Source organism: Paraburkholderia sp. RL17-347-BIC-D, from assembly GCF_046027915.1.
Lineage (GTDB): Bacteria > Pseudomonadota > Gammaproteobacteria > Burkholderiales > Burkholderiaceae > Paraburkholderia.
Map to the genome: position 1 here is coordinate 543430 of NZ_JARESS010000001.1, position 15247 is coordinate 558676.

Below are 15247 nucleotides of genomic sequence, written 5' to 3' on the forward strand. Positions count from 1 at the left end.
CGCAAGTTGACGATGCCGGACAGACAACGCCGGTCTCTTCAACACAACAGCGAAGCGGCGAAATTATTCCGTGGCGGGAAGAAGCGGCGTGTCGAGGGCGGCAAGCGGAATGGGCGCGGGCAGCGAACCGAACAGCGGCGCGGCGCGGTGGCTGGAAATGCTATTGCTCAGCGCATTCATATCGATGCCTTCGCGCGGGCCGATCAATGCGTAACCGAGTTCGGACTGACGCCAGGTGACGACCGTCATCGACGCAACCTGCTGCGTTGCCGTGCGCGCGTCGGGCTTGGCCTCCTTCATCACGCACAACGCGACAGGCGCACCCCGTTCGGGCAGATAGACGATCTGAACCAGCGGCTTGTTGTTGAAGCGCAGGCGCTGCACGCGCTTGAACGTGAGGCCGTAAGCGCTCAGATCCGGAATGCGAACGGCGAGGCCATCGTCGTCGTGAATCTGCGCGGTGGTTTTCGCCACCAGCGCGGGATCGGCTTCGATGTTGGCGAGCGTGTCGCGAGAATAGAGCTGCTGATAGCTGGCGGCGGCCGCGACCCAGGGCGACACCCCCGTTCCCACCGACGCCAACGATGCGCCTGCCGTCGACGCGGGCCCCACGCCGCTGCCGAGGCGCAGCACGAAGCCGCAGGCGAACGCCCCCGCGACGAATGCGACGGCAAGCCACGCGGGCGCGATACGCAAGCGCGAGCGGATCGGCGCTGACGCCGCGGCGCCGTCAGGATGCGGCATGACGGCGTCGTTGGCACTCGCATCGCGCCCGACCGGCGCGGCCGCGCCTTGCGGGCTCGGCGGCTCGCTCCACGCGAAATCCTGCGCAGGCTTTTTCGCCGCGCGCGCCATGTCGCCGATCCGCACGCTGAGGCTTTCGGGCACCGGCGGCAGAGTCTGCTGCGCGAACGCTTGCGCGTACGGCAGGCGCGACCTCATGAGCCACGCGACGCGTCGCGTGGCCTCGGGAGAGCCACTCAGCGCGCGCTCCACGGCTACGCACTCGCGGGCCGGCAGTGTGCCGTCCACGTAGCCCATCAATTCGATGTCGTCCAGATTCATAAGGCCTGTCTTCGCTCTTGGCGGGAATGGGACACCCCTCCCAAACCTGCATGACGCCATAAGGGCTAATGACATAACACCCGTGGCTCGACATTATTCCGTCGGGCCTTGAAGATTTTTTCGGGCCGACGCGAGCGCCTTCGCCGTTGAGCGGCGGGGTGCGCGGCTGTGTATTGGCGGCGCTTGAGGATGCCGTCTAACGCGTGGCGATGCGCGGTAAAGGCTTACCGCGCATCGCCACGCCACGGCCCGATGCGTCACTGTCGCGTGACGCGCTCGGGCATGCCGTTATCCGGACACGGGACGCGCGATCGGCGAGGCATCGCTGAAAAGCGGCGCCATGTCGAGATTGGAGATGCGCTTGCCGAGCGCGGCGAGATTGACGTTGCCCGACTGCCCGATGAGTGCATAGCTCAACTCCGCTTGCCGCCACGTTGCGACGTCCATGGCATCGACCGTCTTCGTCGCGACCGGCTGGTCCGGCTTCGAGTCTTTCATCACGCACAGCGCAATCGGCGGGCCATTTTGCGGCAGATAGACGATCTGCACGAGCGGCTTGTTGTTAAAGCGCAGCCGTTGCACCGACTTGAACGTCAGCCCGGCGCTCGTCAGGTCCGGCACGCGCAGGGCGAGCTTGTCGTCGCTGCGGATGTCCCTGACGATCTTCGCCGCGGCCGCCGGATCTTCCTCCGTGTACGCGAGGGTGTCGCGCGTGTACAGCTTCTGATACCCGACCGCCGCCGCCACCCACGGCGATACGTCGGCGTTGGCGGCCATCTGCATGCCGCCGCCCGCAAGCGGGCCGACCCGCACGAACAGGCCGCAGGCGAAAGCGCCGGCGACGCAGGCCGCCGCAAGCCAGACCGGCATGCCGCGCAGGCGCGAGCGCACGGGTTCGGAGGGTGCTTTTTCGCTGGCGGGCAGGACCGGGTCGTTCGATTCCCGGGCGCGCTGCGCGCGGACCATCTCGTCGATCTTGAGCTTCAATGAATCGGGCACTGGCGGGAGGCTCTGTTGCGCGAAGGCGTCCGCGAAATCGAGCCGCGAAGCGCGCAACAGTGCGACCTTTTGCCTTGCTTCGGCGGACTCGCGCAGTCGCGCTTCGACCGCGCTGCGATCCTCGGGCGACAGGCCGCCATCCACGTAAGCGAGCAGTTGAGCGTCGTCAGCCATCATGCGATTGAATCCTTTTGTGTCTTCGCGGGCCGGGCTTTCGGCGTCTCGCCGCCAAGCAGCGCGCCGACCGCCTGGCGGGCGCGCGACAGGCGGCTCATGACCGTGCCGATGGGCACCTCGAGCACGTCGGCGGCCTGCTGATAGCTCAGGCCTTCCACGGCGACGAGCAGCATCACGACGCGCTGCGCCTCCGGCAAGCGTTCGACTGCGTCGATGATCTGCCCGTGCATCAATTGCGTTTCGGGACCCCGGTCGACGGGGTCGGGAAGATTTTCGAGGAAGTCGTCATCCCAATCGAAACTGGACCGTCGTCGCACGCTGCGGGCGCGCAGCTCGTTGATCCAGGTCGAATGGACAATCGAGAACATCCAGCTCAAAGGAGCCGTGTCGGGCTGAAGCTGATGGGCGCGTTCGAGCCCGCGCAGGCAGGCGCGTTGCACGAGATCCTCGGCGTCATGCTGGTCCCCCGACAGGCGAAGCGCGAACGCCCACAGGCGCGGCAGCATTTCGGGAAGCATGCCAGGTAAATCTACACCGTTCATTGAACGAAAATCTCCCATGTTCCCCGAGACGGGTTCGACAGCATTGCGAACCCGTCGACCTCGCACAAAAAATTGCACTGTCGTTCGCCACCGTTTTTTTTTGCTACGAAGTTCGAACGGTGTAGTTTAACTTGAGACCGCACAACGTGTGAAAGCCGTCTTTATTCCATCGAGGAGATCTCGATGCCGCCCTTTCTAGCGGCGGTGCGTGCCAATTCCCGCCTCTTCGCGCGTGCGCCGGTTGAAAGAAACCGCGTAGACCGCCGAGCGCGCGGCGAGTAGCGGATCGTCCGAGGGCGCGATGCCATAGGGAAGGATCAACGGATCGAAATTGATGTCCCGGCAGGCGCCGTCGATCTGGCTTTCGGCGCGCTCGATCACGATCGTGCCGGCGTCCACCCGATGCAATTCGCGCTCGGGCGGCCATGCGCGCGTCGCGTCGTCGACCGGATCCCCCGGGCCTGCCGGCGTGAGCATGAGGTGCCAGGAGACGGGGCCGGCCTGCAAGCGCAGATAGAGATCGTGTGCCAGAAAGTCGGGATCGCGCGCCGGGTTCGTGCGTTCGGTCGACGGCGCATAGGGCGTGTCGGGAACCACACTCCAGCGGACGAAACGTGTGTTGCCATCGGCATCGACGAAACGGAACGCGTCGATGCTGAAGTAGCTCGCGTTATAGAAAGCCGTGGAAGGCGGATGGGTGTCGACCCACTGGTGAAAGGCCATTGTTTCGGGGTGCTGCGCAAGAAACGCGTTCAGTTTCGCGGGATCCGGCCGGCCGGTCCGCGCATCCGGGCGCAGCGCCACCAGTTGTTCGTACAACGCCTGTGGCGTGGCGACCTGGAAGATCGGCACGGAGTTCATTGCGGTGCGCCATTGCTCTGCGTTGCGCACCGAGAACAGCAATGCAAAGCTGCGCACGGATGCGTCGGCGTCGTCCTGGGCGGGATTGCCGCCCGGTGCGGAGAGGCGGCCGATCACAGGGGTGCGGCCGCGCTCGAACACGCTCGCGCGCGAAAGCGCGGCGCCGTTTCCGTTGCTGTCGAAATAGCCGCGCACGCACACGCCCTTGGCATGATTGCGGCGAAAGCCGGGGTGCCTGCCCATGCTGTTCTGGAAGGCGTCGATCATCCGGGCGGGCGTCAATGCGGGCTCGCTGCCCGGCCAGCGAATCCAGCCGGCGACCCACGCGAACGCTCCCGCGACAGCCGCAATGACGATCACGATGAAGGCGTAGCGAAGCAGAAGCGCTGATGGCTGGGGTCGGGACATGATGCAGCGTGAAAGCGAACGCGCCGATCCAAAAAGCTGACGAGTATAGAGCAGGGTACGTTTCGGTGCAGGGCCGCGTAATGAAATCCATTCGCGGCGAAACGCGTGTTTCGCTATCTCGCGGCGGAATAAAAAGGCTTATGGGGTGTTATGCGAAGCCGCACGGACGGACGTTCTTGCCGTGCAACTGACCGGGCAACGGCAACAGGCGCTGGACTATGAGGGGGGAAAAAACGCCGGCGCACTCGATTACCACCCGCACCAGAATTTGCTTCAGCCCGATCGCGCGGCCGACGCGCGGACTCTCGCGTCGTTCGTAGTGGAGGGGCTGTTCACCGGACATGGGTGGCACCGGGTTTGGCTTGCGTGGTCAGAGTCGGCGTCCGCGGCGCATGCGGATCCTGAGAGCGTCCTGGGTAGGCGCCGCTCGCGCCGCGTCCGCCGCGTCCGCCGGGTCATTACTGGGCGACGTCGAGCCGGCCGTAGACGCCGGTCGTCGGTGTCGGGCCGGCGGCGAAGAACAGGGTATTGAGCGGTTGATTGGCAGCGTTGTTGCCGAACGAGATGCCCCAGATACCCGGCTGTTTGAAAGTCGATCCGTCGGCCTGTGTCACTGCACCGATGAACGCCCCGGAATTGGGATCGAACGCGTCGAGCGTGCCGTCGCCGAAATTTCCGACCAGCAGATCATTGCTAAGTGCACCGAAATTCGCCGGCGCCACCGCAAGACCCCAAGGCGAATTCAGCGATCCGCCCACGGCAATGCGCTTCGTGAGGTGCCCCGCTGTATCGAACGCGTCGACCGCGCCGTTGCCCGGGCCGTTCACCTGTGTGTGTCCATCGGGACCGAGCTTCGCAAACGTCACATAGACGGTCGTACCGACTACACGAATGCCGAAAGGGGACAAGCCGGCAGGCAAGTTGGGATCCTTGAATTGCCCGTCGAGTTGGATCTTGTTGAACGACTTGTCGAACACATCGACCTTGCCGTTATGAAAGTCCGCCGTGTAGAGCAGGTTCTGACCGGCGTTCGTGCCGATGGCAAGGCCCTTGTAAACGGCGCCGCCGGTGCCGTCGTCGTGCGCGTTGACCGCTTGCGTCGGCAGTACTTTCGGTGACCAGCCGGCGATCGTGCCGGCGTCGGTGGCCCAGAGGAAGACCGCGTTGCTCGTGAGGCCGTTTGCGCTAATGCCGAAGTCGGTGCTGGTATTGAACACGATGCCCGTCGGCCCGGCAGCCTGTCCACTCGCCGCGGGCGGGATCGTCACGACGAGCGACTGCACCACGCCATTGCCGTCATAAAGCGTCGACTTTTTCGTATTGTTGTCGGACACCCACATGACGCCGGTCGGGTTGAAGGCGATACCCCAGCCGTTCTTGAGATTGGCGTCCGTGTTCGGTGCGCTTACGCTGCCATCGGAAACCAGCACGGTGGCTTTGAAAGGACCGGTGGCCGGGGCCGGTGGTGTGGAATTGTCGCTGCCGCCGCCACATGCGGTGAGCGTTGCCGTGCAAGCGGCGAATGACCAGGCAAGCACTGCCTTTTGACGCAGTTTCATTTCGCGATTCCTTTTATGTTCGGAGTAGCGCCCGCCGCAATCGTCTTGTATCTGCGATGCACGCGAACGAACGATCCCTGAGTGCGCAAAGGAATGGGCGTGCAATCAGCGAACAGTGAGTCCGCGGATTGAACTGCCCGATCTCTTTGGCGCTGAATCGTCCTCCTCCGAACGCCTGGTGTTTCGGTTTTATTCCGTGACGGCAAAGAGCCGCGAGCGAAAAGAAGCGTTGCGCTTTTCTGGAATACCTCGTCGGCCACGGGTGTTATGGGGATGACGCAACCGCCGCCACTCCCTACGTCGCACGATTCGAGGATCCCATGCCCGACCACTACAACCTGCTCGTCTACTACGATGGATCGCCTGAATCCAGATCGGCATTACTGCGCGCGACCCGTTTGGGATATGCGTTGACCGCTACTGTTCATGTACTGTCGGTAGTGGATATCGGCTCGGCTGTGGGCAGCAGTCTTGGATACTTATCGGACGTCGCGTGTTCACAGATGGAAGGCACGGCGAAGCAGACCTTGAAGGAGGCGCTGGATCATTTGAGAGAGAGCGGAACGGTTGCGCGCGGCTATGTCGCAGTGGGGAACGTGGTCGATAGCATGGCTAATTATGCGGGCCTGCTCAACGCGGATCTGCTCGTGCTGGGTCACCGGAATCCGCGTGGACTGGCAAGATGGTTAGGCCAGCCATCCAATCACGCGGAGCTGGTGAAACGCGCGGCAGGGCGTGCTGTTATTACCGTACCGCTGGACTAGATGACGGCGCCATGGCTCGACTTGTCGTTGTCATTGACGCGGGAAGAGGAGTTGTTTCAACACAGGCGCCGGAATAATCTGCGAGCGTTGTCTGTTGTGAGGGCAGACCTGTCATCGACAGCCAATCGACCCTTGGAGCAACCACCATGTCTTGTCCCGGAACACGCCCGCAACCCATGCAGGTACCGCAACTCGCTACTGTGCACGAACGCCTGTTCGATTCTGCGGCAGCCCGCCCGCATGCCATTGCGCTGATCGCCGGAGATGACACATGGACCTACGATCGCCTGACACGGTATATCAGAAGGCTTTCGCGAGGTCTGCTCGCTCACGGTCTGAAACCCGGCGATCGCATTGCGCTGCACATGACGAACAAACCGGAAACCGTCGCCGCGTATTACGCGTGCATGCTGACAGGCATGATTGCCGTGCCGCTGAACAACCGGCTCACACGCGCGGAACTCGAGCCGCAACTGCGACGGTTGCAGGTTTCGTTGTATCTGGGCCAGCTGGATCTATACGGTGCGATTGCCGGCATGGATGCTTCGATTCTCGTTGCGGACAAGCGCTTTCTTGTCGACGGCTCGGCGCAAGGCGCGGGCGGCAGAGCATGGAGTGAGTTGATCGAGCACGAGGCAGACGAGGTGCGGCTCGAGCCGGTGCGCGTCGATGAACCGGCGCTTCTGCTGTCGACGTCCGGCACGACGGGAGAACCGAAGTTCGTCACGCACACCCCGCGCACTGCGTGCGCGATGATGCAAGCTTACCAGGCCATTGCGTCGAGACCATACGACGTCACGCTGATCGCCACGCCCATGATGCATGCTGCAGGGCTCTTCACTGCGCTCGCGACGCTCGCCACAGACGGCACCTGCGTCCTGATGGACCGATTCGAGCCGGCGGCCGCGCTTGACCTGATAGAACGGCACCGTTGCACGATGATGATGTGGTTGCCGTTCATGTATTCGGCGGCGATCGTCGAGCAGATCGCGCAGCCACGCAACGTCGCGTCACTGGGCACCTGCCTCGTCGGAGGCGACGCGACGCCGCCGAGTCTGCAGGAGGAGTTTTTGCGGGTGTTCGGCGTCAGAATGCGCAATTTCCTCGGCATGAGCGAAAGCGCAGGCACCTTCACCTATGGATTCGATAGCGGGCCCGTGTGCCGCGCGGTCGACGCGGACCGCGTTCGTCTCGCCGACACAGAAGGCAACACGGTCGGGCGCGGCGAAGCGGGCGAACTGATGCTGCGCGGACCGAACCTGTTCGTCGGCTATTGGCTCGGCCCCGGGCGCATCGACGACGCACGCAAGGACGGCTGGTGGCCCACCGGCGACGTGATGCGCCAGGACGAGGCCGGCGACTTCTGGTACGTCGCCAGAAAGAAAAACCTGATCATTCGCGGCGGGTCGAACATCTCGCCGACCGAAATCGAGCATGCGCTCACGGTCCATCGCGGCGTGCGCGAGGCGGCGATAGTCGGCGTGCGGGACGCCGTCCTCGGTCAGCGCGTGATCGGTTTCGTTGAACTGACCGAAACCGCGACGCAGGTCGAGGACGTGTTGCGTGATCTGTCCACCAGGGTTGCGAACTACAAGATGCCGGAGCGGCTCATCGTGGTTGACCAGTTGCCGCGCAATTCGTTAGGCAAACTGGACCGGGCCAAGCTGGAAGCAATCGGCGAGCGACTGGACGATTGGCGCGCCGCGTGAGCGGGCAATATACGTGCGCCGGCGGTGGAACACGTATCTGCGCGATACGGGCCGTGGACATTCAGATGGCCATCGCACCGGTTGCTCGTCTTTGGTGTGTCCAGCGCGTTAGTTCTGACTCACGAGCGCATTGCTTTCGAACGACGTGCGCTCTCAGGAGGAATCAGCCGCCAGGTCAGCAACACCACCAGACCGAAAGCGACGTACAGAAGCGTGAAGACCCAGCCCGGCAAATCGTAGTAGAGCAGGCGGCTCACCCAGCGCTGGATGAAGCCTTGCGTGAATCCTTGCGTATCCAGCGAACCCGTACGCAGCCAGTCCTCCAGCGTCGTCAACGGGCACGCGATACCCAGCAGCGACAACGTGGCCACGATAACGATCGCTGACAGATGAACGAGCCGGAAGAAACGCTGGCGTATCCACTTCCAGCGGAGGCCGGCGCCCGCCCAGATCGCGACGAATCCGCACACGATGAACAACGCAAGCAGCGCGTGCGCGACAAGCACCGCATTGGCTAGCCAGTTCATGATCGGCTTTCTCGTGACCTGCTCGCTGCGGGTCCGCTTGAATCAATCAGGTCCGCAAGACTGCGCGCAATATCCGCATAAGCCACTTGATGCCGTGACTATCGACGCATCCGGCAGCGCGCCTTCAGCGCCTGTGGCGCATCACTTCCCAGCAATCGTGATGGTTCATTCGTCTGAGCTGCCGACGCCTGATCATCTCGAGCCAATAATGTCCGGCGACCAACAGCATGGCGACACTCAGACCACACAGACCCACGACGATTCCCGCCCCCGATTCGGCCATGCAACACTCCTTGACTGTGCAACTGATCAAGCGATACGTGTCATTCGTCGTTCAGGATACGAGCGGCGGCCTTCAGAAAAATTTGTCCGTCCTCGGTAATGAGAGGGCGTTGTTGCCCGGAAGCGAGCTCTTCCAGCGTGACGAGTTGGCGCTCCAGAAGCGCTTCCAGATCGGCACCGTCCAGACTCGGTAGATCCGGTGCATCCTTGAGCAACATGAGGGTCGCAAATTCGTGTGGACTGAGCATCGTCGTCTCCTGGCTGAGCTTGCTGCCTGGCTGGGAACCTGATCCATTGGCCTCGCTTCGCGAGCAGGATCAATTCGGTGTGGTGGCCGCTGCGGGATGTCACCTTGCGTTTGGGTGGCATGTCGCGCGCCGAGGTGCCCATCTTAATGCGGACAGCTGCAATAGATCAACATGTGGGAAAAGCTTTTTTTGGATCCGCTTTGCGGCATGTGTTGGTCAGCGCCATACTTGATACATGCGGGATTTATCCTGATGAATATCCTGGCAGCGCTTCCATACGCCAGCCTCCATACTCGAAGCGAGGCCCGTATGCCCGGCGCTGCGGTCGAAACCTGAAGGAGATAACACTTGACCAGCTTTCTCTTACGTAACGGCGCGCTTCTCGATCCCACCCGTCCTGATCTGCTGGAAGGCTTCGAAATTCTCATCGAGGACGGCTTCGTCCGCGAAGTGTCCGATAAGCCGATCAAGAGCAGCAACGCGCACGTGATCGACGTCAAAGGCAAAACGATCATGCCGGGGCTGATCGATCTGCATGTGCATGTCGTTGCAATCGAGTTCAATCTGCCGCGCGTGGCGACACTCCCCAACGTGCTCGTCACGCTGCGCGCCGTGCCGATCATGCGCGCGATGCTGCGCCGCGGCTTCACCACCGTGCGCGACGCGGGCGGGGCAGGGTATCCATTCAAGCAGGCGGTCGAATCGGGGCTCATTGAAGGTCCGCGCCTCTTTGTATCCGGCCGCGCGTTGAGCCAGACGGGCGGTCATGCCGATCCGCGCGCCCGCTCCGACTACATGCCACCCGATTCACCGTGCGGATGCTGCGTGCGCGTGGGCGCGCTCGGCCGCGTGGCGGACGGCGTCGATGAAGTGCGCCGGGCCGTGCGCGAGGAACTGCAAATGGGCGCCGACCAGATCAAGATCATGGCTTCGGGCGGGGTTGCTTCACCCACCGATCCGGTCGGCGCATTCGGTTACTCCGAAGACGAGATCCGCGCCATCGTCGCCGAAGCTCAGGGGCGTGGCACGTATGTACTGGCGCATGCCTATACGCCCGCGGCGATCGCGCGCGCCGTGCGTTGCGGCGTGCGCACGATCGAGCACGGCAATCTGATCGACGAGGAGACCGCACGTCTCGTGGCGGAACACGGCGCGTATGTCGTGCCGACCCTCGTCACTTACGACGCCCTTGCAAGCGAAGGCGAGAAATATGGACTGCCGCCGGCCAGCATCGCCAAGGTCGCGGACGTGCATGGCGCGGGACTGCACTCGATTGAAATCATGAAGCGCGCCGGCGTGAAGATGGGCTTCGGCACGGACCTGCTCGGCGAGGCACAGCGGCTGCAAAGCGATGAGTTCCGGATTCTGGCCGACGTCATGTCGCCGGCCGAGGTGATCGCGAGCGCGACCGTCGTTGGCGCGGAAGTGCTCGGTATGCAGGACAAGCTCGGCAGAATCATGCCGGGCGCGCATGCCGATGTACTGGTGGTCGATGGCAATCCGTTGAAGTCCGTCGATTGCCTGTTAGGCCAGGGCGAGCATATTCCGCTCGTAATGAAGGATGGCCGGATCTTCGTCAACGAACTCGAAAGCGCTTGACCTTATGAGCCCGCCCGCGTTCGCGGCGCCCCAATGTCCCAATCGGAGCTTGTCCATGTCGATGATTGCCGCTCGCATCGAGCGATTGCCGTTTTCAGGTTTTCACCGCCGTCTGTTGTTGATGGGCGGCCTCGGCTACACCTTCGATGCGATGGACGCCGCCGTGCTCGCATTCCTGCTGCCGGTGCTGCGCACGCAATGGGGGTTGACGAGCGTGCAGACCGGCGTGCTGGGAAGCGGTACGTTCATGGGCTATTTCGTCGGCGCGATGCTCGCGGGCATGCTCGGCGACATCATCGGCCGACGCAAGGTCATGATGTATGCGCTCGTGATTTACTGTGTCGCGTCCCTTGCCAGCGCGCTCGCGAACGACTGGGGATTTTTTCTGGCGACGCGCATTGTCGCCGGCCTGGGGACGGGGGCGGAAAGCGCCATCGTCGCGCCGTTTCTCTCCGAGTTCGTGGCACGGCGATATCGCGGCAGTTTCACCGGCAGCCTCGCGGGATTTTTCTCGTTTGGCTTCGTGGCGGCCGCACTGCTGGGCTATCTGGTGATTCCGCTCGCCCCCAATGCATGGCGCGCGGTCATGGTGATCACGGCGCTGCCCATTGTGATGCTGCTCTGGTGGCGCCGCGCGTTGCCCGAGTCGCCGCGCTGGCTCGAGGCACGCAACCGGCACGCGGAAGCCGATGTGATCGTGTCGCGAATGGAAGCGGAGGTGATGAAAGCCGGCATACAGTTGGAGCCGCTGTCTCCCGCGCGCGAGGGATCCGTTCCGCTCGCGGCCGGGCGGGCCTCGATCATCGCCAACGTCAAGGCGCTGTGGGCGGCGAAGCTCGCGCGCATCACGGCCATGACGTGGCTGATGTGGCTATCCATCACGTTCAGCTACTACGCGTTTTTCACGTGGATTCCCGGCTTGCTGGTTCAGAACGGGATGACGATCACGCGGAGCTTTTCGTATTCGCTCGTGATTTACATCGCGCAGATTCCCGGATACTTTTCGGGCGCGTGGCTCAACGAGAAGATCGGCCGCCAGGCGACGATTGCGTCGTACATGATATTGGGCGGCATCTCGGCGCTCGGGCTTGCGTTGACGGGTACGGATACCGGCATCATGGTGTCGGGCATCCTGCTTTCGTTCTTCATGAACGGCACCTATGCCGGCGTTTATGCCTACACCCCGGAGGTTTTTCCCACCGACGTGCGCGCGACGGGCACCGGGCTCGCTTCGTCGATTGGCCGGCTGGGCGCGATTGCCGCGCCTATCCTCGTCGGGTACGTCTATCCGCTGCTGGGCTTTGCCGGCGTGTTCGGGGCGACGACGCTTGTGCTGCTGATCGGCGCGTTGGCGGTGTTGCTCATGGGCGTGCCGACCCGCGGAAGATCGCTAGAGGACATTGCGGCAGGGCAGATCAACCAGTGAGAAAAACAAACCCGGCTATCGCGACGAACCGTCCGCCTGCGGGATGCAGCGCATGCTAATGCTTGGCTCTGCCTCGTGGAGCTGAACGCGGGTCACCGCGTCCAGCTCCACGAAGAAGCCTTAAGCGCGGGTCGTCACGATGGCCGTACGTGGCCGCAGCGTCGCCATGATCAGATAGGTGCCGCCACCAATCAGCACGCCGAAGAACCAGCCATAAGTGTTCCACCAGACCGGCAGCAGGTTGGTGAAGTTCGGCAGAAAGGTCGAAAACACGCTGCCGATCGCCGCCGCGATCAACGCGTTGACGTTCCAGCCGCCTTCGTAACGGTACTCGCCGTGCTCCTGATAGAGCGCCGCGACGTTGATGTTGCCCTTGGCCACCAGATAGTAGTCCACCAGAATGATCCCCAACAACGGGCCCATCGTCGCGCCGATGGCGTTGACGAAGTGCGCGGCGTTGCCTTCCCACGGCGCGAACGGGTAGAGCACCAGCGCGATGGCCGCGGCAATATAGCCGCCTTTCTTGAAGCTGATCTGCTTGGGGAACACATTGGAGATGTCGAACGCCGCCGAGACGAAATTGGCGACCACGTTGATGCCGAGCGTGGCGACCGCGAAGGTCAGCGCAGCGATGAGCGCCAGTACCCAGCTGTCGAACTTGGCTGAGATCTGCTCGGGGTGCAGCAGGACTTCGCCATACACCTTGAAGGCGGCGATGGTGGTGATGCCCGCGACCAGCGAGAACGCGATCAGGTTGACCGGCAGGCCCCACAGATTGCCTTTCTTCACGGCTTCGCGATTCTTTGCGTAGCGCGAGAAGTCACAAAAGTTCAGGTACAGCGCCGCGAAGTAGGTGATCCAGGTCGCGCCCACTGCCATCAGCGCCCAGAACGATCCCGGCTCGCCGCTGACACCGGCGTCTTTGGTTTTGTCGAGCAGCACGTCCATCGGAATGCCGTGCGAGAACGAGAAGCCGCCGGCCTTCACGCACAGGCCGATCGCGAGTATCAGCATCGCGACCCACACCGCCGGGCCGGCCCAGTCCTGAAACTTGCGCACCGTCTCCATGCCCTTCTGGATGATGAGCAACTGCAGCGCCCAGATCACCACGTAGCAGATCACCTCCAACCCCGAGTGGCCGAGGAAGTGCGTGCCCTTGTAGAACGTCATCATGCTGTCGTTGCGGATAAGCAGAGCGACCAGCGCGCCCGCTGCCGCGGCCGTCTGCGCGCCGTACCAGAAGCAGGCCACCACGGCGCGCACCAGCGCCGCGAGGTTGGCGCCCCACACGCCGAAGGAGGCGCGCGCCAGCACCGGGTAGGGCACACCGGTCTTCTCGCCGGCGTAGCCGATCAGGTTCATCAGCGCGAAGATCACCAGCGAGCCGATTCCGATCGCCAGCACGAAGTTGGTAAACGTGCCGCACAGCAGGAACAGGCTGGCTGCGAGGTAGTAGCCCCAGAGGCTGTGCACGTCCGAAGTCCAGACATTGAAGATGCTGAAGGCACCCCAGTTGCGCACCCTTGAAGGGGCGAGATCTTCGTTGTAGAGGCCGGGGGAAGGGTTGCGGATTTCCATCTGTCTTCTCCTTTGAGTTCGTGGAACTGAGGAAACACCGCCGGAAGTCCTGGGCGGCAATCCCCCCGCGTCTGAAGCAAGCTCGTATGCAAGAACTGTATGCACTTTGATGCGCAGTTCTGAATGGGTTAACCCTTAATCGAACGGCGCGGCGACGCAAACACGCTGCCAATCAAGCGTCTCGTGGCGATATGCGCGGAAGCGCACAGAGTCACCCAGGGGCGCGGCGCTAGTCTGATGGATGCCGTAGAAAAGCCTCCGCGGCTTCCAGGCCCCGTATTTCTGCAAGTCTTTCGCAAGCCCCAGCTCTGCGAGCGGTCAGGCAATGATTGCTCACACACCAGGTCGACATCAGGGAGCCGCGCTGTCCCGCGGAATGCAGCGTTTACGCCGTCAGGTGCCACCGATGCGTCTCCAAGCCGCTCAGTATGCGTTGCTTCTAGCCTGCGGATGCATGGCTGTCGCGGATGCACTTGCCGACGATGCTGCCGGCGTCGTCAAGACCGTCAAGGGCACGGTGCAGATCGAGCGGTCCGGAGCAAGTTCGGGCGCGGCCATTGGCAGCGAGGTGTATGGCAAGGATCGTATCGTGACCGGCCCGCAGTCCTCCGTCGGCATCACGCTGCGTGACACCACCCAGCTCTCGGCCGGCGCCGATACCATCCTCGACCTCAACAAATTCGCATTCAATACCACGACCCATGACGGCGTGCTCGACGCCTCCGTCAAACGCGGCTCACTGGCCGTGATTTCCGGAAAACTGGCGAAGGCGAATCCGGATGCCGTCCGTTTCAGCACACCGACTACCACGCTTGGCGTGCGCGGCACTGAGTTCATCATCGAAGTCGGGGATAAAGGGGAGGGCGCACATTGAAGGCTGCAATCCGACGTCGCGGGCTGGCATGGGCAGCGGCATTCGTCATGCTGGCCTTGCTGGCCGCGTGCAGCACTCCGGACAAAATCATTCTATTGCCGGATCCCGACGGCAAGGTCGGCGCGGTCGTTGTCCACAGTGCGACCGGAGAGCAGACCATAGACAAGGCCTATGCCGGAGTCGACGTCACGAAGGGCGGCGCCATCGAAAAAACGCTGGATAGCCAGTCCACTGTGCAGGCACGATATGGTGAACTGCTCGCGGCCCGGCCGCCGCGCCCCATGACCTTCACGATCTTTTTTCTCTTCGATTCCGCCACCGAATTGGCCCCGGAGTCGGCCGCCACGGTTAAGAAACTGAAGGCCGTCCTCGCGACCTGGCCTGCGCCCCAACTCGTGGTGGTCGGTCATACCGATCTCGCCGGCTCGCAGGACTTCAATGACAAACTGTCCATGCAGCGGGCGCAGACGGTGGCGACATTCCTGATCAAGCAAGGCATTCCTGCCCAACAGATTGAGATCGCCGCCCGGGGCAAGCGCGAACCACTGGTCCCCACGGCGGATGGCGTTCCCCATCGCATGAACCGGCGCGCGGTCATCACCGTCCAATGACCCGCGCCAGTCATCGGC

The 15247-nt window shown here is 62.9% G+C and carries 15 protein-coding genes; 6 read left to right on the top strand and 9 right to left on the bottom strand.

The features are described 5' to 3' along the window. Positions 1-63 precede the first annotated feature (63 nt). The 6 genes from P0D96_RS02490 to P0D96_RS02515 all read right to left on the bottom strand — a co-directional run bounded on the left by P0D96_RS02490 (position 64) and on the right by P0D96_RS02515 (position 5611). Positions 64-1065 (bottom strand): anti-sigma factor family protein, encoded by a 1002-nt coding sequence (locus tag P0D96_RS02490; RefSeq protein WP_408311348.1) that lies wholly within the window; start codon positions 1063-1065, stop codon positions 64-66. Between the two features lie 288 nt (positions 1066-1353). Then, the gene (locus P0D96_RS02495; protein ID WP_408176734.1) at positions 1354-2241 is read right to left on the bottom strand and encodes an anti-sigma factor family protein; all 888 of its coding nucleotides are present in this window, start codon (positions 2239-2241) and stop codon (positions 1354-1356) included. Next, the gene (locus P0D96_RS02500; RefSeq protein ID WP_132374479.1) at positions 2238-2783 is read right to left on the bottom strand and encodes an RNA polymerase sigma factor; all 546 of its coding nucleotides are present in this window, start codon (positions 2781-2783) and stop codon (positions 2238-2240) included. The genes P0D96_RS02495 and P0D96_RS02500 overlap by 4 nt, the downstream gene beginning before the upstream one ends. 195 nt (positions 2784-2978) lie before the next feature. Beyond that, positions 2979-4052, bottom strand: a complete 1074-nt coding sequence (locus P0D96_RS02505; protein ID WP_408311351.1) for a catalase family peroxidase — start codon at positions 4050-4052, stop codon at positions 2979-2981. A 148-nt stretch (positions 4053-4200) separates the two neighbouring features. Continuing rightward, a complete protein-coding gene (locus P0D96_RS02510) occupies positions 4201-4395 on the bottom strand; it encodes a hypothetical protein (protein WP_408311354.1) in 195 nt (64 codons plus the stop codon). A 115-nt stretch (positions 4396-4510) separates the two neighbouring features. Further along, on the bottom strand, positions 4511-5611 hold the full coding sequence (locus tag P0D96_RS02515; RefSeq protein WP_408311357.1) for a TIGR03118 family protein: 1101 nt from the start codon (positions 5609-5611) through the stop codon (positions 4511-4513). A 320-nt stretch (positions 5612-5931) separates the two neighbouring features. Between P0D96_RS02515 and P0D96_RS02520 the strand changes: the two genes are divergently transcribed. Then, the gene (locus P0D96_RS02520) at positions 5932-6375 is read left to right on the top strand and encodes a universal stress protein (protein WP_408176738.1); all 444 of its coding nucleotides are present in this window, start codon (positions 5932-5934) and stop codon (positions 6373-6375) included. A gap of 146 nt (positions 6376-6521) precedes the next feature. Next, a complete protein-coding gene (locus P0D96_RS02525) occupies positions 6522-8084 on the top strand; it encodes a class I adenylate-forming enzyme family protein (protein ID WP_408311360.1) in 1563 nt (520 codons plus the stop codon). A 119-nt stretch (positions 8085-8203) separates the two neighbouring features. Here the strand turns inward: P0D96_RS02525 and P0D96_RS02530 are convergent, their stop codons facing one another. Both P0D96_RS02530 and P0D96_RS02535 read right to left on the bottom strand, forming a co-directional pair. Further along, a complete protein-coding gene (locus P0D96_RS02530) occupies positions 8204-8611 on the bottom strand; it encodes a DUF2784 domain-containing protein (protein WP_408311363.1) in 408 nt (135 codons plus the stop codon). Between the two features lie 323 nt (positions 8612-8934). Next, on the bottom strand, positions 8935-9141 hold the full coding sequence (locus tag P0D96_RS02535; RefSeq protein WP_408282350.1) for a hypothetical protein: 207 nt from the start codon (positions 9139-9141) through the stop codon (positions 8935-8937). A gap of 348 nt (positions 9142-9489) precedes the next feature. Between P0D96_RS02535 and P0D96_RS02540 the strand changes: the two genes are divergently transcribed. Both P0D96_RS02540 and P0D96_RS02545 read left to right on the top strand, forming a co-directional pair. Next, positions 9490-10740: a metal-dependent hydrolase family protein gene (locus P0D96_RS02540; protein WP_408311366.1), complete on the top strand. Its 1251-nt coding sequence runs from the start codon at positions 9490-9492 to the stop codon at positions 10738-10740. Between the two features lie 55 nt (positions 10741-10795). Continuing rightward, complete coding sequence (locus tag P0D96_RS02545; protein WP_408311369.1) at positions 10796-12166, top strand: MFS transporter; 1371 nt, start codon at positions 10796-10798, stop codon at positions 12164-12166. 120 nt (positions 12167-12286) lie between these two features. Here P0D96_RS02545 and P0D96_RS02550 read toward each other — a convergent pair whose 3' ends face one another. Continuing rightward, on the bottom strand, positions 12287-13744 hold the full coding sequence (locus P0D96_RS02550; protein WP_408176746.1) for an NCS1 family nucleobase:cation symporter-1: 1458 nt from the start codon (positions 13742-13744) through the stop codon (positions 12287-12289). A gap of 454 nt (positions 13745-14198) precedes the next feature. On the opposite strand from P0D96_RS02550, the gene P0D96_RS02555 reads away from it, so the two are divergent. Next, positions 14199-14618, top strand: a complete 420-nt coding sequence (locus P0D96_RS02555; protein ID WP_408311372.1) for a FecR family protein — start codon at positions 14199-14201, stop codon at positions 14616-14618. Continuing rightward, positions 14615-15229, top strand: coding sequence for an OmpA family protein (locus P0D96_RS02560; protein WP_408176749.1), 615 nt, complete (start codon positions 14615-14617; stop codon positions 15227-15229). Before P0D96_RS02555 ends, P0D96_RS02560 begins: the two co-directional genes overlap by 4 nt. Positions 15230-15247 lie beyond the last annotated feature (18 nt).

Excerpts from the sequence above, each read along its gene's own strand:
- P0D96_RS02515 (WP_408311357.1), bottom strand. The coding sequence starts at position 5,611 with ATGAAACTGCGTCAAAAGGCAGTGCTTGCCTGGTCATTCGCCGCTTGC.
- P0D96_RS02545 (WP_408311369.1), top strand. The coding sequence starts at position 10,796 with ATGTCGATGATTGCCGCTCGCATCGAGCGATTGCCGTTTTCAGGTTTT.
- P0D96_RS02495 (WP_408176734.1), bottom strand. The coding sequence starts at position 2,241 with ATGATGGCTGACGACGCTCAACTGCTCGCTTACGTGGATGGCGGCCTG.
- P0D96_RS02555 (WP_408311372.1), top strand. The coding sequence starts at position 14,199 with ATGGCTGTCGCGGATGCACTTGCCGACGATGCTGCCGGCGTCGTCAAG.
- P0D96_RS02510 (WP_408311354.1), bottom strand. The coding sequence starts at position 4,395 with ATGTCCGGTGAACAGCCCCTCCACTACGAACGACGCGAGAGTCCGCGC.
- P0D96_RS02520 (WP_408176738.1), top strand. The coding sequence starts at position 5,932 with ATGCCCGACCACTACAACCTGCTCGTCTACTACGATGGATCGCCTGAA.
- P0D96_RS02550 (WP_408176746.1), bottom strand. The coding sequence starts at position 13,744 with ATGGAAATCCGCAACCCTTCCCCCGGCCTCTACAACGAAGATCTCGCC.
- P0D96_RS02530 (WP_408311363.1), bottom strand. The coding sequence starts at position 8,611 with ATGAACTGGCTAGCCAATGCGGTGCTTGTCGCGCACGCGCTGCTTGCG.
- P0D96_RS02535 (WP_408282350.1), bottom strand. The coding sequence starts at position 9,141 with ATGCTCAGTCCACACGAATTTGCGACCCTCATGTTGCTCAAGGATGCA.
- P0D96_RS02525 (WP_408311360.1), top strand. The coding sequence starts at position 6,522 with ATGTCTTGTCCCGGAACACGCCCGCAACCCATGCAGGTACCGCAACTC.
- P0D96_RS02490 (WP_408311348.1), bottom strand. The coding sequence starts at position 1,065 with ATGAATCTGGACGACATCGAATTGATGGGCTACGTGGACGGCACACTG.
- P0D96_RS02500 (WP_132374479.1), bottom strand. The coding sequence starts at position 2,783 with ATGAACGGTGTAGATTTACCTGGCATGCTTCCCGAAATGCTGCCGCGC.
- P0D96_RS02505 (WP_408311351.1), bottom strand. The coding sequence starts at position 4,052 with ATGTCCCGACCCCAGCCATCAGCGCTTCTGCTTCGCTACGCCTTCATC.